Genomic DNA, 25521 nt, shown 5'->3' on the forward strand with positions numbered 1-25521 from the left:
GCGCCTTAACATAGAGTAATGTTTGGCGTGTATTTTAATTAAATAGAAACAAAAAAAACCGCATCACCTAGGGCAATGCGGTTTTTGGGTAACATATATCAAGTAAGTGATATACTAAATAGTCAGTTACATTCTAAAGGTCATGTACAAGTGCAGATTGTATTTAAGGTAGCTCAATCGCAACGGCTACAGCTTCGCCGCCACCGATACATAGGGTCGCAACCCCTTTTTTGCCACCGGTACGCTTAAGAGAGTTGATAAGGGTAACGAGAATACGCGCACCTGAACAGCCTACTGGATGGCCAAGGGCACAAGCACCGCCTTCAACGTTTACTTTGGCATGGTCGATTTTTAGCTCGTCCATAGCAGCCATAGTGACCATCGCGAAGGCTTCGTTGATTTCCCATAGATCAACTTCATCTACTGACCAGCCAGCACTTGCGAGTACTTTTTCAATTGCGCCAATCGGTGCAATCGTAAATTCGCTTGGGTGACGCGAGTTTGATGCAGTCGCAACGATACGAGCCTGATAATCCAGACCTTCAGCTTTCGCTTGTGATTCTTTCATGACGACAACAGCAGCAGCACCATCTGAGATTGAGCTGGCATTTGCCGCTGTAACCGTACCGTCTTTAGCAAATGCTGGACGTAGGGTAGGGATGCGATCAGCATTTGCTAGGGCTGGTTGTTCATCAGTATCGACTGTCTGTTCGCCTTTACGAGTTTTAAACGTTATAGGCTCGATCTCATCTTTGAAATGATCGTCTTTAATCGCTGTTAGAGCACGGTTAAGTGATTCAATAGCAAACTCATCCATTTGCTCACGCGTATAGCCTTTTTCGTCTGCCATTTCTTGAGCAAACATACCCATTAGCTTACCCGTTTCAGCATCTTCTAGACCGTCTAAGAACATATGGTCTTTTACTTCTTTGTGACCCATACGGTAGCCACCGCGCGACCCTGGCATCAGGTAAGGGGCATTGGTCATTGATTCCATACCACCAGCCACAGCAACATCGAAGCTGCCAGCTTTGATACCGTCGTGCGCTTGCATGACTGCTTTTAGACCTGAGCCACATAGCTTGTTGATGGTCACAGCACCAGTCGCATCAGGTAGACCTGCTTTGCGCATTGCTTGACGAGCAGGGCCTTGACCCAAACCTGCAGTCAAAATACAACCCATGATAACCTCATCAATGTTATCAGCACTAACGCCTGAGCGTGTGAGAGCGGCTTTAATGGCAGTAGCGCCTAAATCTGTAGCGCTGACGTCTTTTAATACGCCTTGGAATCCGCCCATTGGAGTACGTGCGCCGTTTAAAATTACAATTGAATCATTTGACATCGTTATTATTCCTTATTACGTGTTTTGTTTAAAAATTTTGCTGAATGAATCAGACATTGATCAGCTAGCTGCACTTGTATGACTACAAATATTTTTATTACTAAAAGGGCCGATTCATTCAGTATTTTGTTTACGCTAGCTCATCTAAGCGAATGCGTACTACTTTATCAGTAATGGTATCGAGTTTTTCAATTTTTTCGATAGCTAGGTTCATCCGGCTCTCAACGACAGGCAAGGTCAATATAATCACAGGCACTTGACCGACTTTGTGAGCAGGCTTTTGCAAAATAGCATCGATATTGATACCAGCATCACTTAGGATGCGAGTGATGTCTGCTAAGACGCCAGGGCTATCGTAAGCATGTACGCGTAAGTAATAACCAGTAATCATCTGCTCAGCGCGTAATATTGGCGTGTCTGATAACTGTTCAGGGATGAATGCCAAATGCGGCACATGATGTCCGTGATTATTTTGATCGCTGCTGCTTTGATCGTCATTATCTTTGCTGCCAAGTACACGGACTAAATCCATGACATCTGCCATCACGGCAGAAGCAGTAGCGCCTGCACCTGCACCATCACCGCAATAGAGTGTTTGTCCAAGCGGATGTGAGTTGACCAACACGGCGTTTTTGACGCCATTGACATTGGCAAGTAACGCATCCTGCGGAATAAGCGTTGGATGTACACGCAGCTCAACACCAGCATCGTCGTCGTTACCTTGACCATCACGCCGCACTGCAAATCCTAAGTGCTTAATACGATAGCCCAGCTCCTCGGCATAGTTGACGTCTTGTAGAGTAATACCAGTGATGCCTTCACAGTAAACCTTGTCAAATTGCAATGGGATACCAAACGCAATAGAGGCGAGCAAGGCCAGTTTGTGCGCGGCATCAATACCTTCAACATCAAAAGTCGGATCTGCTTCTGCATAACCAAGTTCTTGTGCTTCGCTCAATACATCAGCAAATGGACGACCCTTGTCGCGCATTTCGGTCATGATAAAGTTGCCAGTACCGTTGATAATACCTGCAAGCCAATCGATTTTATTAGCAGCGAGAGCTTCACGCATCACTTTGATGATTGGAATACCGCCTGCTACTGCTGCTTCATAGGCAACGTGGACATTGTTTTCTTCAGCAAAAGCAAAGATCTCATTGCCATGCTCAGCCAATAAGGCTTTGTTTGCGGTTACTACATGCTTGCCATTTTTGATAGCCTGCATGATGACGTCTTTGGCTAGGGTAGTGCCACCAATCACTTCAATAACGATATCGACATTGTCGCTTGCCGCAATTGCCATCAAGTCACTGTTTTGCGTGATGTTTGTGTCGATATCATCACGCTGCCGACGCGTACCTACTTCGGTAATAATAATGTCGCGTCCACTACGGCGTTTTAGCTCATCTAAATTGTCATTGATTAGGTTGATCACGCCTGTTCCGACGGTTCCTAGACCAAGTATCGCTAGTTTGATGGAATTGCTCACAGTATCCTCAAGAGGTTGAATATAATGAAGTAAAACGCTGTGACAGTGCCAAATGAGCCTGCGGTACTAAACCGACAGTCTGTGCGCATTTTCTATGGCAGCCTCGCATACATACTTCATCATAGTTGAATAAAAAATGCTCAGATAAAAGGGTATTGCTGATGTTGCATCGTGCTTTATCGTATCATACCGACAAGCAGTTGTGACGTCTACACAATGTCGCCAAGGTCATATCGTCTACTGGTTATAAAGCGATAATAGCCGTAAATTTTGCCAGACAAATTATCAGTTAGCACCGACGGCTTGCGCCAATTGTGCCGCAGGTAGGTAGCCGCCCACTTGTTGTCCTGTCTCGGTAAAGATAGCTGGGGTGCCACGTACGCCAAGCCTTGACCCTAATGCCATATGTTCCTGTACTGGGTTTGCGCAGTTGGGGGCTTGTACATTGGCACCCATTTTTGCCTGATCCATAGCGGCGTTGCGGTCTTGACTACACCAAACTGCTTCCATTTTTGGTACCGACTCTTGGCTACGTGGCCATGCCAAGTAACGTACTTCAATACCGCGGGCATTGATATCATCCATCTCTTCGTGCAATTTACGACAGTAACCACAGTCTGCATCAGTAAAGGCATAGACAACAGCGGTGGTCGCCCCTTCTGCTGGATAAATAATCATCTCTTTTTTATCCACTGCTTTTAGCGCTTCTTGTGCGGTATTAGCGACCAAAGCGGCACTAATATCAACGGGTGCAGCATCACCAACGGCGACGATTTGTCCTTGGATAATATGCTTGCCGGATTTATCAGTAAAGAAAGACGGTAGCCCTTCAGCCGTCACCCAATAGATACCATCCATATCTGTCGGTACTGCTGAAACGATATTTTCTTCGATACCAGATGCTTTTAAATTTGCTTGTAATGCTTTGACAACGGTAGGGTCATTGTCAGCTGATGTTTCACCAGTTGATACTTTCCCAGAAGCAGCTTGAGCTTGTGTAGCACCGACCACGCTAGTATTGCTGGTTGCGTCCGCTGAATTATTGGAGCAGCCAGCAGCAACACCTACCAGTAAGGCACCTATCACAAAACGAGAGAGGGTAGTACGAGAAAAACGATGATACGTAGTGGTCTTTTTGCTAATAGGTGATGGCATACTGGTTTCCTATAGGCATCGCGCCTAATGATGAGTTCGTTATATAAAAACACTATATAGATAAACACTATGAACGTTTATCTATAGTGGTGTGTCTTAGTAGTGTTTTAAAGGTCTAATTTTATAGACATTTTCATGACTTGTTGATGGTACAAAGTAGGTGATGAGTGTCTCTATATTACCATAGTTATAGATAATGACAGCTGCAGTACATAAGCCAATTGGTGCAAATAATGCTAACTTTAAAGAATGGTTACTAACGTGAGCTAAAAAATAAGATACATTTGTACTATTTAATATATATGCCTGCCCTTGTAATCTACAGCTAATAGCATCGTTTTTATAAGAATTTATATCATTTAACGATTTACCTTTAACAAATTTGCTTTAAGGAGCACGCATGGCAGGTGCCAGTTTATTAACCTTACTCGATGACATTAGCATCTTAATGGATGATGTAGGCGTCATGACCAAAATCGCCGCCAAAAAAACCGCAGGCTTAGTTGGTGATGATTTGGCACTTAACGCCGAGCAGGTCACAGGGGTTAAGCCAAATCGTGAGCTCCCCGTCATTTGGGCAGTTGCCAAGGGCTCGGCCGTCAATAAGGTGATTTTAGTACCAGCGGCGCTCTTGATCAGCTATTTTATACCATGGTTGATTACCCCGCTATTGATGATCGGAGGTCTATACCTAAGTTATGAAGGGGCTGAAAAGGTCATTCATAAGTTTTGGCCAAAGTTGTTGCCTCATGATGAAGAACAAAATGCCCGCCTAAAAGCCAACGCAGATGACAACATAGACTTGGTTGCGTTTGAAAAAGACAAAATCAAAGGCGCGATACGTACCGATTTCATTTTGTCGGCTGAGATTATTGTTATCTCTTTAGGCGCGGTCACAGCTGCTGGCGGCGATATCGTTCAAAAAGGTATCGTGCTCTCGATAGTAGCTGCTGTGGTGACCGTCGGTATTTATGGCTTGGTTGCAGGTATTGTCAAAATTGACGATGCGGGTCTGCATCTCATTGAGAACTCGCAAGTGGGTGATAGCAAACGCAAGTTTGGTGAGTTTATGCTTGCAGCAGCACCGAAGCTGATGAAGTTTTTATCAATAGCGGGCACAATTGCGATGTTTTTAGTGGGTGGCGGTATTATTGTTCACGGTATCGGCTTTTTGCATCATAGCGTAGAAGACATTGCTCATCTTACTGGGGTGTTTGAAGGAGTGACCGCGTCATTACTAAATGGATTGGTCGGACTAATCGTTGGTGTTATCGTAGTAGCCATTGTGACGGCTATTAGTAAAATGCGTGGTGGCGACGCTACTGCGCACTAGGCAAGTCATTGCGCCTTTAGCTCAGCTATATAGTAGGCAAAAGAAATTAAGTTGAAAGCAAGCTAAGATCATTACGCCAAAAAGATAAAAAGCCCCGATACTTATAAGTATCGGGGCTTTTGTCTTCAGATCTACACGACTTTTATATTACCGTGCTTTAGCTATCATCACTGGTGTCATCAGCTTCTGCTTTTTCTACTTGCGTCGGTTTTTTATGCTCAGACTTAGGCTTACGACTGCGTGCCTTTGGTACTTTTGGCGTAGTCAGATTAAACATGCCTGTCTGCGGCAGTAATTGCTCAGCCACATTCTCGATCATGTTTTTGTAGCTAGCAATAGTCGTCTTAGATTTGGCTGCCTGACTATCGTCCTTACTTGCTTCTTTAGTAGACTCTTCTGCTTGAGCGTCGGTAACTTGCTCAGCTTCAGCTTCTACATTTTCAGTCGCTGATTGAGCATTCTCAAGCTCTAGTAACTGTTCGCTATCAGTGCTGACATCATCTGTCTGCTCTTGATTCACTAGTGCAGTTGCCTCAACCTTATGCGCGTCCACTTCAGCAGTATCTTGCTTGGACTCTACTAACGGTTCTTCGTTTTTTGAAGTTTGCTCGGTAGGGACATTTAAGTCTGCGGACTCTTGAGTGGGTTCTTGATAGTCAGGATGCTGACCACGTGGATCATTGCTAGCACGCTTACTGACAGTACGTGGCTCTACATCTGTCTTTCCTTGAGCTGCTGCAAATTGACTGACGGCTTGCGTCATCGCTTCAAAGCGCGTCAAATACTCGGCTGTTAATGGCTGATAACCGTAGTTACTAAAGTCAAAGCTCTGACTGGCCACGTCACTGTTGTTGACACTGTTTTTATCTTCAGTAGTACTATCAGTAGCTTTCGTTTGCTCAGCATGCAAGGCAACCGTTGCGATAAAGCAGTTGATAACGCCATCTTCTGCCAAGTGAGTTTGCGCGTCTGGCAGCGTTGTACGTATAAACTCACCAACTGTACCGCGTATTGCAGGAGTACTTACCGCAGCAGATTGTTCTACTTGAGGTGTTGACGCTGCTTGCTTTTGCTTGCTCTGTACGACTCGTGGATCGTTACTGGCTTGACCAAACTTCTCAGCAGTCACGTAACGTGCACCAAACAATGCCTCATGTGTCAGCTCAAGTGCTGAGTTACTCACGCTACTTATGCCTGCACTATTACTGTCAGACTGAGTCTTTTGAGCTTCATTGCCCTTACTCGTACTTTCAGCAGTATTGGTCTCCTGCTGTTTTGGAGTCTCTACCGTTTCTTTCGCATCAGCAGTGACCGGTGTTGGCGCTTCCGATTTACTTTCGGTGTTACTTGTAGAAGTCGATGGTGTTTCTACAGGTGCTTTTCTTTCTTTAGCAACTGGCTCATGTACAGGTGTCTCGTTCTGTACCTCAGCTTTGGTAGCATCACTCTTATCATTATTAACTTTACGCTCTGACGTTTCTACCGTACTTTGCTTATCGTCGCTTCGCTTATCCGCCTTTTGAGCCGTGGTATTTTGCTTTTCAGCGTTTTGCTCACTGCCAATAGGTTGGCTAGCAAAAGGCTGTTGAACAGCGCTTTCTTCAGTACGCTCGTTTTTCACCGTTCTGTTTTCTTGGCTATACCTATCGTTAGGTTGAGGTTTTACCTGTGCAGATTTGCTGTCATCTAAAGACAAGTGCACGACTTCTGACGCTTTTAACGTAGCGGGTGCTTCGTTGACCTGTAGCACGACTTCGTTAGGATCTTGACTACGGCGCGTACCAGAGTGGTTTTTGCTATTGGTGGCATCGCTGTTCTTAGCGTTTTGCTGCTTGCTTTGCTCAATATTGTCAGCCGTTAGCGTCTCACCGCGCTCCAGCTTGCCACGTGAGCCACGTTGGCTATGCGATTTACGCTTAGCACGAGTCTGCTCATCAGGCTTTTGGCTGGTTTCGTTCTCAGTCTTGTCAGCTTTGTTCTGCTCATTCGCGCTGCGATTGCTGTCTTGACGATTGTTGCGATTGCGATTGTTGTTACGTCTGCTATCTTGCTGACGCTTTTCTGTCTGATTTTGGTCTTGATTGTCAGACGACTTATTATCAGCGCTATTGTCTGTACTACTGACGTTATTAGTGGTCTCGTCAGCTGTCTCTTTTCTTTGACGCGGCTTAGAAGATCTAGACTTACGGGTCTTACGTCTTCTTCTATCCTCGTTGTTATTTTCATCAGTATCACTGTCGTTGTTGCGGCGAGCTTGCTGACGGTTGCTATTACTGTCTGACGATTGACTGTCATCTTTTTGACTATTGCTTTGTTGAGCTGGTTGCGCACTATTTGTGCCAGCACTATTCAACGCACTGCCATCGACTTGACCGAACGAACCTAAGCTTTGGGCCCCAGTGTTTACTAGCGCTTCAATAGCTTCAGCGGCATCACGACTGCTGACACTAGGTGTTGTGGACGCTTGCGGTGCTTGAGCAAATAGGTTAGATAACCAAGCAACGGCTTGTGGTTGAGCAGTCGTTTCGATGTTTCGAGTCTGCGGCGCGACTGGTACCGAAGTGCTTTGGGTTTTGCTATCTTGCGGTGCAGACGCAGCATCATTGGTATTTTTATGATTACGGCGATCATTGCTATGATTTACCGTCTCATTTTGCGTTTGTGACGCTTTGCTCTGCTGCGCATTTGGGCGGTTTGGTTTGTTGCTGTCATTTGGCGTTTTGCGTGGCTGGCGAGTAGGCTGCTGCTCAGGACGTTCTTTTTCGGCAGTTTGCCAGTCAACATTGTAGCCAAGATCGCTGTGCTCTTGTTCCTGAGCATCAGTGATACGCTCATAGCTCGATGGAGCAAAACCATCACGGTTAAAGTGTAGCTTGAAGTTTGGTGATTCTAGATGCGCATGTGGCAAAATTGTGATACGTGTGCCACTGTCTTGCTCAAGATACACCAAGCTGTCACGTTTTTCATTTAGCAAGAATGCTGCGATGTCTGTGGGCACTTCTGCTTGTACTTCACCTTGACGCTCTTTAAGCGCAATTTGCTCGATTTGACGCATGATAGAGAGTGACAATGAACGCAGGTCACGAATCATACCATTGCCGTGGCAACGCGGGCAGATATAGCCCGTTGACTCCTCTAGTGAAGGACGCAGACGCTGACGGCTCATTTCCATCAGACCAAATTTAGAAATATCACCGAATTGTACGCGCGCACGATCGTATTTGGTGGCGTCAATCAGACGTTTTTCCACTTCTTTTTGATGTTTGTTGTCATTCATGTCAATGAAGTCAATAACGATCAAACCACCCATATCACGCAAACGCAGCTGACGAGCAATTTCATCAGCGGCTTCTAGGTTGGTGTGATAAGCGGTCTCAGCAACGTCTGAGCCTTTGGTTGACTTGGCTGAGTTGATATCGATAGACACCAGAGCTTCTGTTTGGTCGATAACAATTGAGCCACCTGAAGGCAGACGTACTTCGCGCTGATAGGCAGTTTCGATTTGTTTTTCAATATTAAAGCGTGAAAACATCGGCTCGTAATCGGTGTATTTGCGTAGCTTTTCGGCTTGCTTTGGCATCACTGCATCGATAAAGCCTGCCGCTTCAATGTAAGCGTTTTCGTTATCGATCCAAATCTCAGAAATATCATCACGCAAATAATCACGCACAGCACGAGTGACCACACCCGCTTCTTGGTGGACCAAGCGCGGTGACGGATATTTTTGGTTTTGTTCTTGGATGGCTTGCCAGATATTAAGCAAATGGTTGAGATCGTGCTGCAAGTCTTCTTGGGTTTTGCCAATACCTGCCGTACGAATAATAACGCTCATGCCTTTTGGCAGATCAAGATTGCTCAGCATGCGCTTCATGTCTTCACGCAGTTTGCCTGAGATCTGACGTGAGATACCGCCGCCACGAGGGTTGTTTGGCATGAGTACCAGATAGCGACCAGCTAATGAGACATACGTCGATAGGGCAGCACCTTTATTGCCGCGCTCTTCTTTTTCGACTTGAACGATAAGCTCGTCGCCTTCTTTGATCAGCTTTTTGATATTTTCATCACGTGGGTTGCCGCTTAGGTATTCAGCAGAGATTTCACGAATTGGCAAGAAACCCTGACGCTGTGAGCCATACTCAACAAACACGGCTTCGAGTGATGGCTCGACACGGGTCACATGACCTTTATAGATGTTAGATTTTTTTTGCTCGCGGGTACGGTTTTCTAAGTCGAAATCGTATAAGTGGTTGCCTTTACATAAGGCGACACGAATCTCTTCGTTTTGAGTGGCGTTGATCAGAATGCGTTTCATATTTATATCCTATATGAGTACGCATAACAACGATAAGACAGTCTTTAGAACATAGTGGCAAGTGTGGCTAATATTACATTAGCGTTTACAGATATTAGTTAACGGTAAAACGTAAATCGTGGGTTTCATAAAGCACAATGGCTTTTTCAATGGCTTTTTTTACCTGAAGTGGTTAGCGATACTCATGTCAATGTAAATAATATAGGGTGTAAGGCTATGGTATTTGTATATTGTCATCAGTAAATTTAGTACATATAGCGAATTCATCAAGCCTGGTTAAAGTCAGTACATTTCGTCGGTCGTGATTTTGGCGCACGTTGTAAGCGTGGGCAATGGTCAGTTGCAGTGTTCAAAAGTACTCATATTAAAAAGGCGTGCTGCTGTTGCCATTTATCCATCAAAGTCTAACAATAATATCGCGATCGTGGTGGCTATTATATGTAGTCCGTCAGTCAGCGATTATCTATTCAGGTAAAGCGATTGGTTACTCTTTGTTTATCGTTCTTTGTCTGTCGTTAATAATATCTTGGGTGTCTCAAGGTTAGGTGTCACGGCTTTGGCTATCAGCGGGGCGTACTTGGCAAACAGAGTAATGAACCAGCGCATCAGCATGGTATTGTATTTACATTTTGTCGTCATCTGTTTGACCACCGATACTTCGGCAGCTATCGAGTTACTTTTCGATCCTAACGCTAGACTACCCATACTTGCTCAACTATGCTGGCATAAAGGACCATCAGACAAGTACTCATTAAACAATAAATAGTTATCAGGTAAAGTCGTTGTCATGCAGTTAGTGAGTCAATGTGGTGTTGTCATCCGTTGATAAATAGATTTGTTGTCATATTTACGAACGTGATGGTATTTAGTGTCACTATTTGTTTTATGGTATCGAATAACATTCAATACAGTGTTTTTAATTTATGAAGCGATATTTGGTAAGTAATACCTTTAAGTAAATAATGCGCCCTAAATCAGATCAAACGTCTAATATCAGCAAGGTAAATAGCATAGACCTCTTTACTAGCAATCAGTAAACACTGGAAAGTAATAAAACGGTGACCAGCTATCTGAAACAACAATGATTATTGTCGTAGTCTCTGCTTAATTGTCGCTCAACATGCTAAACTATAACAAATCTTTGTGTAAACACCTAACTAAAAATGACAAACTCAAAAATGACTGACGATGCCCCTACCCATGAAGCCCCTGCTATTTTCAATAGCAAAACACGCCCGCAAAGCGCTGACGATGAGATTAGTAACTTTGGTAAGGTAAACTACCTTGAAGTAACGCGCCATCAACATGATCAGCGTTTGGATAACTTTTTGTTGAACCGCTTAAAGGGATTGCCAAAACCGCACATCTATAAAATGATTCGCTCAGATGAAGTGCGCGTCAATAATAAGCGCTGCAAGGCCCACGATAGAGTACAACGTGAAGACGTCGTACGCATTGCACCTGTGGAGCTGGCGACACGCGAAAAACCAATCATCAGCACCGAGTTTGCCAAGAGCTTGCTGGCACGTGTGGTCTATGAAGATGAAGGTCTGATCGTACTCAATAAGCCCTCTGGTATCGCTGTGCATGGAGGTAGTGGTCTGGACTTTGGGGTGATCGAAGCCATGCGTGAGGTAACCGGTAAAAAATACCTAGAGCTGATACATCGTATTGACAAAGATACCTCAGGGCTATTGATGATCTCTAAAAAACGCTCAACGCTAAAAGTGTTGCAGCAGCATTTGGTCGATAAGACCATTCAGAAGCATTATTTATGCCTAGCGAAAGGGCAACCTGCACTCAATGAGCAACGTATTGATGCGCCACTGCTGCGTTATACACTAGCCAGTGGTGAGCGCCGAGTCAAAGTAGATAGCCAAGATGCGCAGGCAAAAGAAAGCCAGACTGATATCATTGTCCATGATCGTTTTGTGATGGCGGGTCAGCCAGTAAGTGTCATCGAAGCCAAGCCAATGACAGGACGTACACATCAGATTCGTGTGCATTTGGCACATATTGGTCATGCTATCTTGGGTGATGACAAATATAATGTCCATGATAAATCGGGTGTGCATCGCCTGTGTCTACACGCATGGCGCCTAGATATCCCAGGCTACAAGACTATTACTGCGCCATTGCCAGACGATATGGCAGATTGGTTACCAGAGACAACGCAGTTGCCTGGGTAAGTTTAAGAAAATTACTGCGGCTTGACTTATTAGGTCATTGCTAGAACACCAAAACGTCACGAACTCTTATTTTTATAAATAAGCCGCCGTGACGTTTTCGTATCTCCTATTGCTGTTATTCGTTAAGGTAAATTCATGACTGTACCAATGACAACCAAAACTACACATCTTGCCAAAAATACTCAGTCTGCAAACGAGCATCATCTCTCTGATAAGACACTGATTATTTTTGATTGGGATGGCACATTGATGGATTCAATCGGCTTAATCGTTGATTCTATGCATGTGGCGGGAGAGGCGCACGGGTTTGAAACCACTGATAAAGCGGTCAAAGACATCATTGGCTTGAGTTTGATGAATGGTATAGAGATTTTATATCCTCATGCCAACGAGTCGCAAATGCTCGCCATTCAGCAAGCCTATGCAGAGTACTATATTGCCAACAGTCATGCGACGCCGCTATTTGAGCCGATAGAAAATATGTTGCAGACTTTGCAGCAGCAGAATAAAAAGCTTGCGGTCGCAACAGGTAAAAAAAGAAAAGGGCTAGATCGTGTGTTAGATGCCTCAAAGAGTCACCATTATTTTGTGATGACGCGCTGTGCTGATGAATCCGGCTCAAAACCTAATCCGCAGATGTTGACTGATATCTTGGAATATACGCAGCAGCAGATTTCTGATGCTGTTTTTATCGGTGACAGTATCTATGATATTCAGATGGCAACAGCATTAGGTATGACCAGTATAGCAGTGAACTATGGCACGGCAACGAGTGCAGAACTTGCCGCACAAAACCCTACTTATCAGGTTGATACCCCGCAGGCATTGGTCGAGCTATTGTGTGCTTAAATAACAGTATCATTATATTATATAAAAAAAGGGTTTATCGTTATTATCGATAAACCCTTTTTAACTCAAAACTATCGTATTTATTTCTCTTCTTCTTGAGTACCTTCTTTTTCAATGGCTTCTTCTAGTTCAGCACCTTCTAATAACGCAAAAGAGGACTCAATGATTTTATCGGCATCGAGCTGATACTCGTACCAGTTGCCCATGACACCCGCCAGCTCATCAAGACCTTCTTTTCTGAGCGCCGAGAATAATTGAATAGTACAGTTCAAACCTAATTTTTTGAGTCTTTTGCGCGTATTGAGTAGGGCGTTTTTGGAAGCGCCATACTTAAGTTTATCTGCTTTCGTCAATAGAATGTGTACTGGTAGCTCGCCATCTTTTGCCCAATGCAGCATCTGCTCATCAAAAAACTTAAGGGGGTGACGAATATCTGTCATCAGCACCAATCCTGCCAAGCTTGAGCGTGATACTAAGTACTCTTCTAGCTCAACCTGCCATTCTTTTTTCATCTCAAGCGGTACAGCGGCATAGCCATAACCTGGCAAATCGACCAATCGTCTGTCAGTGTCACCGATACTAAAAAAGTTAATCATTTGCGTACGTCCAGGCGTTTTAGACGAACGCGCCAGTTGACGCTGATTGGTCAAAGCATTGATGGCCGAGGATTTACCAGCGTTCGAGCGACCTGCAAAGGCGACCTCTAAGCCCATATCAGGAGGACAAAGCTTAAAAGTAGGCGCTGATGTCATAAATTCAGTTTGTTGAATTTTTTGACGGGACTTGGTGTTGAACAGCGCATGTTCGGCTGCAACATCTGTAAACGGGGTATTCATAAATGGCTCATTAATCTTAAAAATTGGATACGGTGATAAAACGTTAGTTTTTGGATATTAAATTGGTACTGAAATGCAGGTAATGTATGAAAGCCATTTGCTCTCAATAAATTCAATCTAAATCACTAGTTATACACTATAAAAGTTACGACTTTACATTGGCAGCTATTCTATACCATTACCTGTCTTACTTATTGAAATAACTGCGATTAGCATCATATAAATAGTAGAATAACATTAAAGTTAATGGTTCATAAGACAAGTTGATGGCGTTAACAAAGCCACATCCAATTTGCCTATGCTTACATGACATATATTGTTACAATGTTTAGTGAAAGACGTTTAATAGAGCGATTGATGAGACACGTGAAATATCACGAGGAGGTGCTCAATGTTTTCAATCAATAAACTTCTTAGTAAAGGTCATGCGGCTATAACCGCTAATGGCGCTGCATTCTTTTTGAGCATTGCCATGATCAGCAGTGCAAGTGCGGCTGACGTTACCAATATAGCCACCATGTATAATAACTCATGTGCAGCCTGCCATGATAGTGGCGCGTTGAATGCTATTAAAAAAGGCGATAGTACCAAGTGGCAACAGCTCATCGAACAAAAAAGCATGCCGACGCTTATTCAGTCTGTTAAAGGTGGTATGACGCAGATGCCAGCAGGTGGTCTCTGTGACACCTGTAGTGATGATGACTATCGAAAACTCATCGAGTATATGAGTCAGTAGTCAGCTTATAAATGAAGCCCAAGTATATGAAACAAAGCGCTGGTCTTGTGGCCTTGATGCGCTTTTTGTTTTTGTGTGGTGCTTTAGGCTGTATCAGTTAGAAAACTGATGAATACTATGATTAAGTAGGCAAATGATACAAAGTCTTGCTATAATAATCGAAAATAAACCCTGATATTAGTAAGTACTTTTCAGACTGCTTGTGTCCGATACCTCAAAATATGCGCCATGCTCATTGTTAAAGAGACGGCTATATCGGGTATCCTATCCATGCAATCATTCTAGATAATGCTTACGCCGAGCTAGTAGGATTTGTATCAATGAAAAAGTTAATCGCTGCTGCCAGCTTATGCGTTGCAAGTTTCAGCGTACAAGCTGCTATTGTTGTTCCTGAGCATGATATCGAAGCAGGTCAGAAAATTGCAGAAACCGTTTGTGCTGCGTGTCATGGTCTTAATGGTGTCAGTGTTGTTCCTGCACAGCCAAACCTTGGTGGTCAAAACGTAAAGTATCTATACAAACAGTTGGTCAACTTTAAAGCAGGCTATCGCAAAAACGGTATCATGCAGTCTCAGGTGGCAAACTTGTCTCAGCAAGATCTGGCTGACGTGGCAGGTTATTATGCTACTCAAGCGCCTTGGGGTGTCGGTTACGGTAACCCTGCAACCAACCAAGAAGCAACCAAGTTGTTTTTGGGCGGTGATAAGTCACGCGGTGTCATTGGCTGTGCCGGTTGTCATGGACCAGATGCCGCAGGTAACACTTGGGCTGCGTTTCCAAAGCTAGGCGGACAGCATGCTGAGTATATTGCGACCCAGCTAAAACTATTCCGTGCTGCGGGACGTGTTGATGATATCGATAGCGATGACCAAAAACGAGTCAATGATGCTGCCAAAGAAGGTGAGATGGGTATGATGCAAACGGTTGCATCGAAGCTATCAGATCGTGACATTCGTATTTTGTCAGACTATGTGAGTGCTATTCATTAATTGGCTCGCATTGATGCATACTAGTAACAGCCACTTGTAGATAAAATGGCTAAGTACTGCATTTTGTATCTACTATGCCTGAACTATTAAACCCCGTTTTCGGGGTTTTTTTATAACTGTTTGTCTCTTATATCAGACAAGCAATAAAAGCTTAACTCCTTTACAGATGCCTATCATTGGTCTGTATAATTACAAATTATCATTATTCACTTTATATCAAATCTAAAAACATGATTAGCCTTATCAAATTCGCTTAGTCTACAATGCGTAGTACTGATAGCGACTTCTTCTGCTACTCAAGTTTTTGTCGATGATATCAGATCGTTTGGATTGAGATTATGATGACCCGTTATGCCTCTTATTTTATCGCGGCGCTGTTACCGTTACTCCTGTTTCGTTGGTTTGCACCAACATCAATTGGTGAAATTGATTTTTGGTTACTATGGCTGCTAGCAATGGTAGTCGTTGCATTGCCAGTGGTTTATGCTGAGATTGCATTGGCCTACCGCAGTGTAGAGGGGCCTCTAGCTGGCATGCAAAAGCTGACTCGTGAAGCTGATGCGAGCCCAATGTGGCGAAGCTTTGGTTGGCTTGCGTCATTGGTCTCTATTGTGATCGCGGCATTGATCATATCAGGTGCCAGCACTGGTATATTAGGCGCGCTTACTGAGCTAAATAGTGTACCCAATATACCAAGCTTTGCTGTTGCTGCTGGGTTGATGGTTATTGCTGTCTTACTAAGTTTATTAGGCGTGGCACCATTACCCATTGGATTAGGACTGATGGTAGTCGGGCTGGTACTGGGTGTCGCAAATGGTGTGCCAAATGCTGGTTTTGCTATGACGGATATCAGCTTGGCGGAGTGGGCGCGCGCAGTGGCACTGGCATTGGTCAGTGTCGGTGCAGGTACAGGGCTATACTGGTTCGCTCAGAACTTGGTTAGAAAACAAACAGTCACAGCAGTAGAAACCAGCGACCAGCAAGCACAAAGCAGGGCTGCCGCTCGTCATTACCGTGCAACAAAATTGGTATTACCGATTTGGATATTACAGTTAATTGTGGGTGTTGTAGCCTTGTTTATCAGTAGTATGTCATTACCTCCGATTGGCCAGCTATCATATTGGATCGGGGTACTGTTCGTGGCAAGCTACCTATTACATTACAGCACACAGCAGTTAACGCATAAATTTGGACTGTTAGTCAGCTTAATAATCACTTTTGCTTTAGCGTTGCTACTGGTAGTTGCCATTCCAACGCAATGGCTGGTAGGTATCTTAGTGATAGTTAGTAGTGTCGCTGTATTGTTATTATCGATATTTGCAGGGTGGCAGATGAAAATCAGTCATCTACGTAAGTCATTGAACTTTAGCAATGAAGCGTTCTATAACTTGTGGCGCATAGCAATACGTTTGGTGGTGCCATTAGCATTACTACTAGCACTGATAGGTTGGGTGATGCAGTGGTTGAGCTAACGGGGAATACCAATAGTAATGGTACGCTGCAATCTGTTGAGTCCAAGCTAATGACGGTATATCTGGCGTATGCTGAAGATGAGCAGCGTCAGCATTACTTGGCATTAGAAGTCATATCTGGTACCAATCTATATGATGCACTGAATCAAGCAGGATGGTTGGAGAAGTTTGCAGAATTAGCAGAGTGGTGTGAGCAAGTCAAAGATGTGGCTACGCCAACGGCTAAACGTTGGCATGTAGGTATCTATGCACAAAAACAGCCGCTCAGTTACGTATTACAGCCTTTTGACCGTATTGAGGTATATCGCAGTTTGAGCGCTGATCCAATGTCTCAGCGCAAAAACAAATCTCGCGGATAAATGATTGGCAGTTAGAACTTATAGCTTTAGTTAAATCTCATAATCTTACTGACTATGATGCTGGTAAGCTCTCGATACCTTCGATACGCGTGACCAAGCCATTGTCATCGAAGTACACCACTAAGTGTTGGCTGGCATTTTTGACATCAGCAATACCTTTACGGCTACCTTCTGTGCCTGCTTTATAGTCGTAGATATAGTCCCAGCGCTTAGGCTCAAGGGTATCTCGGATCGCAGGGCTACCAAGAATATAGAGCACTTGGTTTTGGTTCATGCCTACTTTTAGTTTTTGTGCTTGGACTTGAGTAATCGCTGTCCCTTGTGGCAAATCAATCTTATAAACACTCAGTAATGAGCAGCCAGACATAGCGACAGTAGCGCTAAGCATGCTGGTCATGACAATTTTGCGTAATACACTGGCATGGCTCAACGGACGAAAATTTAATGTCTTTATCATGGTAAGATGACTCATAAGAAATGAATTAGGCGCGGCCAACGTTAGATGATGCAAGTCTGACCGACAATCTTGGACAAATGATACGTCATTTACTTGCAATTGCCTACCACTTACGACATTATTTACCAAACACTACCTGAGCGATTTTATTATTTATATTTTAAATTCATGTGCTTGCATGGTGTCATCTAAAGAACAATAAGCAAGAGATTCGCTTCAGTAGCGCTGTTTTTATAATATTAAAATCACTTATATTCAAAAAAATAATCCTTAACGATTATTTATCTCCTATTTTTTAGTTTTTAATTTGCTAAGACTGTCACAGTCAGAAGGGATATTATGGCTTCTTTTACCAATCAAGATTTACGCAGAGCCGGATTAAAGGTTACGCTACCGCGTATCAAAATTCTAGAACTGTTAGAGAGTGCAGAACTGCATCATATGAGTGCAGAAGAAGTATACAAAGCGCTGATCGAGCAAGGTGAAGATGTTGGTCTAGCAACAGTCTATCGTGTGCTGACTCAGTTTGAGCAAGCAGGTATTGTTGAGCGTCATAACTTCGAAAACAATCTATCAGTGTTTGAAATCACCCAAGAAGAGCATCATGATCATCTGGTCTGTGATGTTTGTGGCAAGATTATTGAATTCCACAATGAAGTGATCGAGGAAGAGCAGCTCAAAGTAGCGGAGACGCACGGCTTTAAACTCTCAGGTCATTCGCTAGTATTATATGGTATCTGTGCTGACCAAGCTTGTAGAGACAGTGCGAAGTAACGACTTTATGGCTTCATAATCTTTTGGTTCGTTATCAGTATATTTATATCAAAAAGCCCTCGTATCAGTAACGAGGGCTTTTTTAGTTATTTCATTATCATACTATGGCAAAATTGACTGTCTAACTGACATCCAACGATAGGCTGTCAGCACCTTCATCTAAATTGGCCTTACCATTTTTGCTGCTAAGTTTGATTTTGAGGCGCAAGTCATTAGGCGAGTCAGCATGGAGAATGGCTTCTTTATAAGTGATTTCTCCTTGTTCATACAAGTCAAATAACGCCTGATCAAAGGTTTGCATACCGCTGTCTCTTGAGCGCGTCATGACATCTTTGATCTCGTGTACCTCACCTTTACGAATATAGTCACTGATCAGCTGAGAGTTCAATAAGATTTCAATAGCCGCGCGGCGTCCTCTGCCGTCAGGAGTTGGGATGAGTTGCTGAGCGATAATGGCTTGTAGGTTCAAGGATAAGTCCATAAAGAGCTGATTATGGCGACTGGTTTCAAAGAAATGAATGATACGGTCAATGGCTTGGTTAGCATTGTTGGCATGCAGGGTAGCAAACACTAAATGTCCTGTCTCTGCATATTGAATCGCATAGCTCATGACTTCACGGTTACGAATCTCACCGATCAAGATAACATCTGGTGCTTGGCGTAGCGTGTTCTTCAAGCCAGCTTCAAAGGAGTGGGTATCAATACCGACTTCACGCTGAGTAATGATACAGCCACGATGTTTATGCACAAACTCGATAGGGTCTTCAATCGTAATAATATGTCCATGCGAGTGCTGATTGCGATGTCCTATCATCGCCGCAAGGGTAGTGGATTTACCTGTACCCGTCGCGCCTACCAGTAAGATGATACCGCGCTTTTTCATGGATAGCTCTTTGAGCGCTGGTGGTAGGCGTAGCTCTTCGACCGTAGGAATTTTATTTTCAATTTTCCGTAGAATCATTCCTGCCATATCGCGTTGTATAAATGCACTGACTCGAAATCGTGCTTGCTGTGCTTCATCAGTGATCGCAAATTGACACTCGTTCGTTTCTTTAAATTCTTGTTGTTGGCTTGGTGTCATTACTCCTTTAACCAATGTCATTGTTTGATCAGCACTTAAAGGGGTTTTGCCCACAGGCAAAATTTTTCCATTTACTTTCATGGAAGGTGCTACATCAGCAGTAATAAAAAGGTCAGAACCATTTTTATTAATCATTAATTGCAATAATTTATCAATGTCCATATCGTACCTGCATTTGATGTAAGTAGATTAAATATTATTTGAAGTTATATTTTAAAAACTATAAACAAAAACCAATAGAACCTAGCCAGTATTACTCCTTTTGTTTGGCTTAAATTGTATTATAAAAATGCCTCAGGTTGCTTAGCATAAGGACGAGCCACATCTTTACTAATTGTGCCTTTGCCTACCAAATTCTTTAGGGTTTGATCGAGTGTGATCATACCTTCACCTGCACCCGTTTGAATGGCAGAATACATCTGAGCAATTTTATTTTCGCGTATCAAGTTACGAATAGCTGGCGTCCCTAGCATGATTTCGTGAGCTGCTACACGGCCACCGGCTTGACGACGCAACAGTGTCTGTGAAATCACGGCCTGCAGCGACTCCGATAGCATGGCACGAATCATATCTTTTTCAGCAGCAGGGAAAACATCAATGACACGGTCAATCGTTTTGGCAGCTGAGCTGGTGTGCAACGTACCGAACACTAAGTGACCTGTTTCTGCTGCTGTCAGTGCCAAACGGATAGTCTCAAGGTCACGTAGCTCACCGACCAAGATTACGTCTGGATCTTCTCGTAATGCTGAACGCAATGCCGGCTCAAAACCCAATGTATCACGGTGTACTTCACGCTGGTTGATCAGGCTTTTCTTTGACTCATGAACAAATTCAATCGGATCCTCAATCGTTAAAATATGCTCTTTACGGCTTTCATTGATATAGTCAATCATCGCTGCAAGCGTCGTTGATTTACCCGAGCCTGTTGGACCGGTTACCAATACTACGCCGCGTTTGAAGTCTGAAACACGTCTGAAAACATCTCCCATTCCCAAGTCTTCCATCGTCAAAACTTTGGATGGAATCGTACGGAAGACCGCACCTGCACCGCGGTTTTGATTAAAAGCATTCACCCGAAAACGAGCTAAATTGGGGATTTCGAAAGAAAAATCTGTTTCAAAAAACTCTTCAAAGTCAGCACGCTGCTTGTCATTCATAATGTCATAAATGAGCTGATGAACTATTTGGTGAGTCATCGCAGGCATATTGATACGGGTCATTTCACCATCGGTACGAATCATCGCAGGCATACCTGCTGAAATATGTAAATCTGATGCCTTGTGTTTTACGGTAAAACGTAGCAAATCTTCAATACTTAAAGCGTTTTTTTCAGCCATAATTCGATATTCCTATCAATCAGTCAGCGTAAGACAAAAGAGCGTGAGAGCACGTGATAAACTATAGATCAGTTGCTCTATACAAGCATGTGATATTTATGAGTCAACCGGTGCGCAGTCCTTGTGATTGCTATCATATTTAGTAGCATATGTTAATGCATGTAACAATATCATAACAAGACTGTGAGTATTTAACCATCCACTCCTGAATAAAATATAAAATTAATTATTTTCAAGCTCAATTTACATATAAAAAATAAGTGATTTATTTTAGTGGTGAGATTTAATTATCTTATTTACTATTCATAATAAAGATTTTCTGCACAGACTATTAAAAAACCAAAAAAAACGAGAGCCTGATATATGAAAAATACGACAAAGACAAACTGCAATATTGATAATCAAATGTTGATTGATAATTGGCAGCAAGTAAAAACACAAATGACTCAAGTTTATGAACAAGCAGCCGATCATGCAGACAGATCTGCCAATCATACGACCTTGCTAGCAGTTTCGAAAACCAAACCTGCTGACATGGTGGCAGCTTTAGCCAAGCAGGGACAGCGAGATTTCGGTGAAAACTACCTGCAAGAAGCTATAGAGAAAATCAATTCGCTAAAGTCACAGTCTGAAGGTGACAAGATTGTGTGGCATTATATCGGTAGTATTCAGCGTAACAAGACGCGTGATATTGCAGAGCATTTCGATTGGGTACAGACTCTTGAGCGCGATATTATCGCTAAACGCTTGAATGATCAGCGCCCAGCTGATCTAGCGCCATTGAATGTGCTGATACAACTTAATATCGATAATGAGGAGAGTAAATCAGGCTGCTTACCAGAACAATTACCAGAACTGATCACAGCGATTCAAAGATACGAGCGTCTACAGTTACGCGGTTTGATGATTATCCCTGCCAAAACAGACACAAATGCCTTTGCTAGAACCAAAGCTCTGTTTGAAGAGGTCAAAATCAACTACCCAGAGTTAAAGGCTTGGGATACGCTTAGCATGGGGATGAGCGGTGATATGGCAGAGGCAATAGACAATGGCTCTACCATGGTGCGTGTCGGTACGGCTATCTTTGGGGCGCGAGACTAGGGCGTGTCCCTTAAGCTGAATAGTAAGCAGACTCAGAATGGTTTAATCGTTGTCAAGATATTCTGGGTCTCTTGGGAATGTTTTGATACTATCCGTATTGGCTATACGGTTTTGTTTGAGCTATTGGCTCATTTTTATGACAGTGATAAAACGAGTATACACTCTGAAGCGTTGCGTACTCGTCTGATTGAATCATAGCTTACTCAGTCATTGGTTAAGCAGCCTCTTCTAACTTGGTCACTAACATTTGAGTGATTTTGAGATTGTCAGTCGCAATAATCTCAAATCGATAATTGGCATACTCAATAGTATCGGTCTTTTTTGGGATTTTTCGGAGCATATACATCATAAAGCCGCTAATAGTTTCATAGTTCTCGCTACGCGGTAAGTCAACGATATCTAAGGCGCGAATCACGTCTTCGATAGGTGTCATACCATCGATGAGCCAAGAGTTGTCAGTACGCTGAACGATCGGTTGCTCTTCAAGCGTCACAAGCTCACCCATCACAATACTCATCACATCTTTGAGCGTGATGACACCAACCACGAGCCCATATTCATTGACGATAACCGCAAAGTCAGCGCCAGTAGATTTGAACATCTCTAACACTTCAAACAAAGACAATGTATCAGGCACGAAAAGAGCTGGTTTTAACAAGGTTTTATTGGTGACGCTAACCTCTTGCTGGTTTAGCACCAATGCCAAAAAGCTGCGTGATTCTACATAGCCGACGATATGCTCTAAATCATCATCATGACAGACCAAGAACTTGTTGTGTGGCTGTGCAATCATGATCTTTACTACATCTTCGGTACTGGTATTGGTATCAAAATAAACGATGTTTTCGCGTGGGTTCATAACTGAGGTGACAGTACGCTCTTGCATATCAAAGATATTTTCTATGAGGTGGTGTTCTTGTTTTTTTAGCACACCAGCTTCGGCACCAGCATCCATGACGGCATAGATATCTTCTGGGGTCATATCATCTTGACGTATGGTTGAAATACCCAGAAATCTAAACAAAATATTTGCAGCGCCATCGAATACCCATATGACTGGTTTTAATACAAAGATTAATAATATCATTGGGCGTACCAGTCGTACGGCTAACGCCTCAGCATTCGACATGGCCAAACGTCTAGGCATCAAATCGGCAAGTAAAGAAAACAAGCTGGTGATGAGCACAAACGATATGACTGATGCTACTGCCTCGCTACCTAATAACTGCTCAAGATAAGGGCTAATGGCTGATTCACCCACAGCACCCGCAGAGATTGCCACTGCATTTAGCACCACCTGCACGACAGTAATAAAACTACCAGGGTGTTCCTGCATTTTGAGAACATCAAAGGCACGGACGTCTCCTTCTTTTGCCATGATTTGGAGTTTTATTTTGCGTCCAGCAGCAATGGCAATCTCAGTAGCAGAAACACAGGCACTCAAGGCAAGCAGTAAAAGAAGAAACACACTAGCGGTTAGCAAACTCATGACGTACTCGAAAAAAGAAATAATCGGTGGGAGGGTACAAAAGAAAATCGTTATTTATGAAGATTGTTGATATATAGAAACCAAAAAAGCTGGGCAAGCACCCAGCTAATCGTAAAATTCAGGACTGTGTAAAACCAGCTAACTAGCCCATAGCGACTTCTACATTTTAGAAGTTGCCAGAGGTGCAATATTTAGCCTTTTATTGACCATTTATTGACTAATGGATAACGACGCTCACGTCCAAAAGCCTTGTGGGTAATTTTCGTACCGATAGGAGACTGCAAGCGTTTGTATTCGCTGTTGTCTACCATCTTGATGACTTTTGCCACCATGTCAGCGTCGAAACCTTTATCGATAATTTCCTGATAGCCCATATCTTCATCGATATATGACATCAAAATACTGTCTAATACATCATAATCAGGCAAGCTGTCTTGATCTTTTTGATCGGGACGCAGTTCAGCTGATGGCGGGCGAGTGATAACGCGCTCAGGAATGACGGGGGTGTCTTCTAAACGATTGCGATAGCTTGCCAATTTATAGACTTGTGATTTGTACACGTCTTTTAAGACATCAAACCCACCTGCCATATCACCATATAAGGTTGAGTAACCAACGGCTAACTCTGATTTGTTACCTGTCGTGATGACCAGATGACCAAATTTGTTAGACAGCGCCATTAGTACGACACCGCGAGCACGGGCTTGGATATTCTCTTCAGTAGTGTCAGCCGGTGATTTATTGAACAATGGGGCCAATGTATGACGGATACCTTCAACAGCATCAAAAATAGGACATACGGTATAAGAGACATTCAAGCGACGCGCTTGAGCCTGTGCATCTTCTAAACTGATCTGAGAGGTGTACTCATATGGCATCATGACCGCGTAGACTTTGTCAGCGCCTAGTGCATCAACAGCGATACAAAGCGTCAGTGCCGAATCGATACCACCTGATAATCCAACGATAATGCCAGAGAAGCCAGAATGATTGACATAGTCGCGCAGACCGACGACTAATGCTTGATACATCTCTGACTCACGGCTTAGTGTTAGCGGTGCTTTGGCTTGGCTGTCAAATTTGGCAGTCTTTACATCTAAAGTGGATAATAATAGTTGATTCATAAAGCGTGGTGCTTCATGGGCCACGCTACCATCTGCTTGTATGGTCATAGAACCGCCATCAAACACCAGGTCATCTTGACCTCCAACAGCGTTGACATAGACGATAGGTAGATTGTTTTCGCGGCTACGCTTGGCAAGCATGGCCTTGCGGTTGTCTTGTTTTTCGATTTCAAAAGGTGAGGCGTTTAAGCTAACAATGAGGTCAGCACCTTGTTTCTTGAGTTCGGCGATAGGTGCCTTTTCCCATAGGTCTTCGCAGATGAGTAGACCTATAGTAATGCCTTTATAGTCAAACAAAACTTGGTTACGACCTTTATCAAAATAACGACGCTCATCAAACACGCCATAATTTGGCAAAATTTGCTTATGATAAAAGCCTTTTTGATGACCGTTGTGCAAGATAGCGGCAGAGTTAAACGTACCGTGATGATCGACATGCGGATAGCCGACAATCATAACGATATCGTCGATATCACTCAGGGTAGATAGGGCGCTTTTGACGCGGCCTGATAAGCTTGGACGTAGCAATAAGTCTTGTGGAGGGTAGCCGAGCAAAGCCAGCTCTGGGAATACAATGACGTCAGCCCCTTGTTCGCGAGCTTGTAATGCAAGGGTACGCATTTTTTCGACGTTGGTTGCGATATCACCTACCAAAAAATGTGATTGGGCTAAAGCAAACGTGACAGTATCTTGTGATTTATTGGTCTTGCTAGTTTCGTTTGAGGGGTTAGAGTTTGGGTTATCAGTGTCTTTTGACATTGTTATTGTTCCTATCGATATATTATTAAAATGTGGTGAATTTTTATTGGTTTAAAATAAGTCCTAAATACATTCAAAACTTCGCTCTAAACTATCACGCTCGAATATTGAGCGGATATAAAGAGTCTAAATCTGGCATAAGCGCTAAGACAATATGTAAAATTTTACTCGCTATACCTGCTGTCCCAACTAATCACGCCATCTTAAAATTAGCGTTTATAATAGTCTAGATGACAACGATACAAGAGGATCTAGACTCTGCCTTATCAGTTATAGTGTCTGTGCCAAGGACAAAAATAAATGCGTTCAAATACACTTAACTATATTGAAAAGCT

At 43.3% G+C, this 25521-nt stretch carries 21 protein-coding genes; 10 read left to right on the forward strand and 11 right to left on the reverse strand.

The window, feature by feature from the left end; genetic code table 11:
- Window positions 1–163: 163 nt before the first annotated feature.
- The 3 genes from AC5JPT_RS10895 to AC5JPT_RS10905 all read right to left on the reverse strand — a co-directional run bounded on the left by AC5JPT_RS10895 (window position 164) and on the right by AC5JPT_RS10905 (window position 3989).
- On the reverse strand, window positions 164–1345 hold the full coding sequence (locus AC5JPT_RS10895; protein ID WP_493858107.1) for a thiolase family protein: 1182 nt from the start codon (window positions 1343–1345) through the stop codon (window positions 164–166).
- Between the two features lie 130 nt (window positions 1346–1475).
- Window positions 1476–2834 (reverse strand): homoserine dehydrogenase, encoded by a 1359-nt coding sequence (locus AC5JPT_RS10900; protein WP_319051238.1) that lies wholly within the window; start codon window positions 2832–2834, stop codon window positions 1476–1478.
- Between the two features lie 285 nt (window positions 2835–3119).
- A complete protein-coding gene (locus tag AC5JPT_RS10905) occupies window positions 3120–3989 on the reverse strand; it encodes a DsbC family protein (protein WP_493858108.1) in 870 nt (289 codons plus the stop codon).
- A 400-nt stretch (window positions 3990–4389) separates the two neighbouring features.
- Here AC5JPT_RS10905 and AC5JPT_RS10910 point away from each other — a divergent pair, with 400 nt between their 5' ends.
- Window positions 4390–5322 carry a DUF808 domain-containing protein gene (locus AC5JPT_RS10910; protein WP_493858109.1) on the forward strand — a complete coding sequence of 311 codons (933 nt, stop codon included), beginning with the start codon at window positions 4390–4392 and terminating at the stop codon, window positions 5320–5322.
- Window positions 5323–5479: 157 nt separating this feature from the next.
- On the opposite strand, the gene AC5JPT_RS10915 is transcribed toward AC5JPT_RS10910, so the two are convergent.
- A complete protein-coding gene (locus AC5JPT_RS10915; protein WP_493858110.1) occupies window positions 5480–9634 on the reverse strand; it encodes an Rne/Rng family ribonuclease in 4155 nt (1384 codons plus the stop codon).
- Window positions 9635–10129: 495 nt separating this feature from the next.
- Window positions 10130–10339, reverse strand: a complete 210-nt coding sequence (locus AC5JPT_RS10920; RefSeq protein ID WP_493858111.1) for a hypothetical protein — start codon at window positions 10337–10339, stop codon at window positions 10130–10132.
- A 473-nt stretch (window positions 10340–10812) separates the two neighbouring features.
- On the opposite strand from AC5JPT_RS10920, the gene AC5JPT_RS10925 reads away from it, so the two are divergent.
- Window positions 10813–11823: an RluA family pseudouridine synthase gene (locus AC5JPT_RS10925; RefSeq protein WP_493843803.1), complete on the forward strand. Its 1011-nt coding sequence runs from the start codon at window positions 10813–10815 to the stop codon at window positions 11821–11823.
- A 135-nt stretch (window positions 11824–11958) separates the two neighbouring features.
- Entirely contained in the window at window positions 11959–12672 is a 714-nt protein-coding gene (locus AC5JPT_RS10930) for an HAD family hydrolase (RefSeq protein WP_493858112.1), read from the forward strand.
- An 80-nt stretch (window positions 12673–12752) separates the two neighbouring features.
- Here the strand turns inward: AC5JPT_RS10930 and yihA are convergent, their stop codons facing one another.
- Entirely contained in the window at window positions 12753–13508 is a 756-nt protein-coding gene (gene yihA, locus AC5JPT_RS10935) for a ribosome biogenesis GTP-binding protein YihA/YsxC (RefSeq protein ID WP_493858113.1), read from the reverse strand.
- Between the two features lie 391 nt (window positions 13509–13899).
- Between yihA and AC5JPT_RS10940 the strand changes: the two genes are divergently transcribed.
- From AC5JPT_RS10940 to AC5JPT_RS10955, 4 genes are all read left to right on the forward strand, one after another.
- On the forward strand, window positions 13900–14244 hold the full coding sequence (locus AC5JPT_RS10940; protein ID WP_493858114.1) for a c-type cytochrome: 345 nt from the start codon (window positions 13900–13902) through the stop codon (window positions 14242–14244).
- Window positions 14245–14564: 320 nt separating this feature from the next.
- Window positions 14565–15233, forward strand: a complete 669-nt coding sequence (locus AC5JPT_RS10945; protein ID WP_319051135.1) for a c-type cytochrome — start codon at window positions 14565–14567, stop codon at window positions 15231–15233.
- A 338-nt stretch (window positions 15234–15571) separates the two neighbouring features.
- Window positions 15572–16705: a hypothetical protein gene (locus AC5JPT_RS10950; RefSeq protein WP_493858115.1), complete on the forward strand. Its 1134-nt coding sequence runs from the start codon at window positions 15572–15574 to the stop codon at window positions 16703–16705.
- The gene (locus tag AC5JPT_RS10955) at window positions 16693–17064 is read left to right on the forward strand and encodes an RnfH family protein (RefSeq protein ID WP_493858116.1); all 372 of its coding nucleotides are present in this window, start codon (window positions 16693–16695) and stop codon (window positions 17062–17064) included. Before AC5JPT_RS10950 ends, AC5JPT_RS10955 begins: the two co-directional genes overlap by 13 nt.
- A 52-nt stretch (window positions 17065–17116) precedes the next feature.
- On the opposite strand, the gene AC5JPT_RS10960 is transcribed toward AC5JPT_RS10955, so the two are convergent.
- The gene (locus AC5JPT_RS10960) at window positions 17117–17536 is read right to left on the reverse strand and encodes an outer membrane protein assembly factor BamE (RefSeq protein ID WP_319051132.1); all 420 of its coding nucleotides are present in this window, start codon (window positions 17534–17536) and stop codon (window positions 17117–17119) included.
- 324 nt (window positions 17537–17860) lie between these two features.
- Here AC5JPT_RS10960 and fur point away from each other — a divergent pair, with 324 nt between their 5' ends.
- Entirely contained in the window at window positions 17861–18295 is a 435-nt protein-coding gene (gene fur, locus AC5JPT_RS10965) for a ferric iron uptake transcriptional regulator (protein ID WP_319051131.1), read from the forward strand.
- Between the two features lie 121 nt (window positions 18296–18416).
- On the opposite strand, the gene AC5JPT_RS10970 is transcribed toward fur, so the two are convergent.
- Both AC5JPT_RS10970 and AC5JPT_RS10975 read right to left on the reverse strand, forming a co-directional pair.
- Complete coding sequence (locus AC5JPT_RS10970) at window positions 18417–19538, reverse strand: PilT/PilU family type 4a pilus ATPase (protein ID WP_443525337.1); 1122 nt, start codon at window positions 19536–19538, stop codon at window positions 18417–18419.
- A 119-nt stretch (window positions 19539–19657) separates the two neighbouring features.
- Window positions 19658–20713 carry a type IV pilus twitching motility protein PilT gene (locus tag AC5JPT_RS10975; RefSeq protein WP_493858117.1) on the reverse strand — a complete coding sequence of 352 codons (1056 nt, stop codon included), beginning with the start codon at window positions 20711–20713 and terminating at the stop codon, window positions 19658–19660.
- A gap of 363 nt (window positions 20714–21076) precedes the next feature.
- Here AC5JPT_RS10975 and AC5JPT_RS10980 point away from each other — a divergent pair, with 363 nt between their 5' ends.
- Together AC5JPT_RS10980 and AC5JPT_RS10985 are read left to right on the forward strand one after the other, a co-directional pair.
- The gene (locus AC5JPT_RS10980; protein WP_493858118.1) at window positions 21077–21814 is read left to right on the forward strand and encodes a YggS family pyridoxal phosphate-dependent enzyme; all 738 of its coding nucleotides are present in this window, start codon (window positions 21077–21079) and stop codon (window positions 21812–21814) included.
- Between the two features lie 3 nt (window positions 21815–21817).
- Window positions 21818–22012 carry a hypothetical protein gene (locus AC5JPT_RS10985; protein ID WP_493858119.1) on the forward strand — a complete coding sequence of 65 codons (195 nt, stop codon included), beginning with the start codon at window positions 21818–21820 and terminating at the stop codon, window positions 22010–22012.
- A gap of 16 nt (window positions 22013–22028) precedes the next feature.
- Here the strand turns inward: AC5JPT_RS10985 and paeA are convergent, their stop codons facing one another.
- Together paeA and AC5JPT_RS10995 are read right to left on the reverse strand one after the other, a co-directional pair.
- Window positions 22029–23303, reverse strand: coding sequence for a polyamine export protein PaeA (gene paeA, locus AC5JPT_RS10990; protein WP_493858120.1), 1275 nt, complete (start codon window positions 23301–23303; stop codon window positions 22029–22031).
- A gap of 191 nt (window positions 23304–23494) precedes the next feature.
- Window positions 23495–25186, reverse strand: a complete 1692-nt coding sequence (locus AC5JPT_RS10995; RefSeq protein ID WP_493858121.1) for an NAD+ synthase — start codon at window positions 25184–25186, stop codon at window positions 23495–23497.
- Between the last annotated feature and the right edge of the window lie 335 nt (window positions 25187–25521).

The sequence above is a fragment of the Psychrobacter sp. H26 genome (assembly GCF_059073035.1).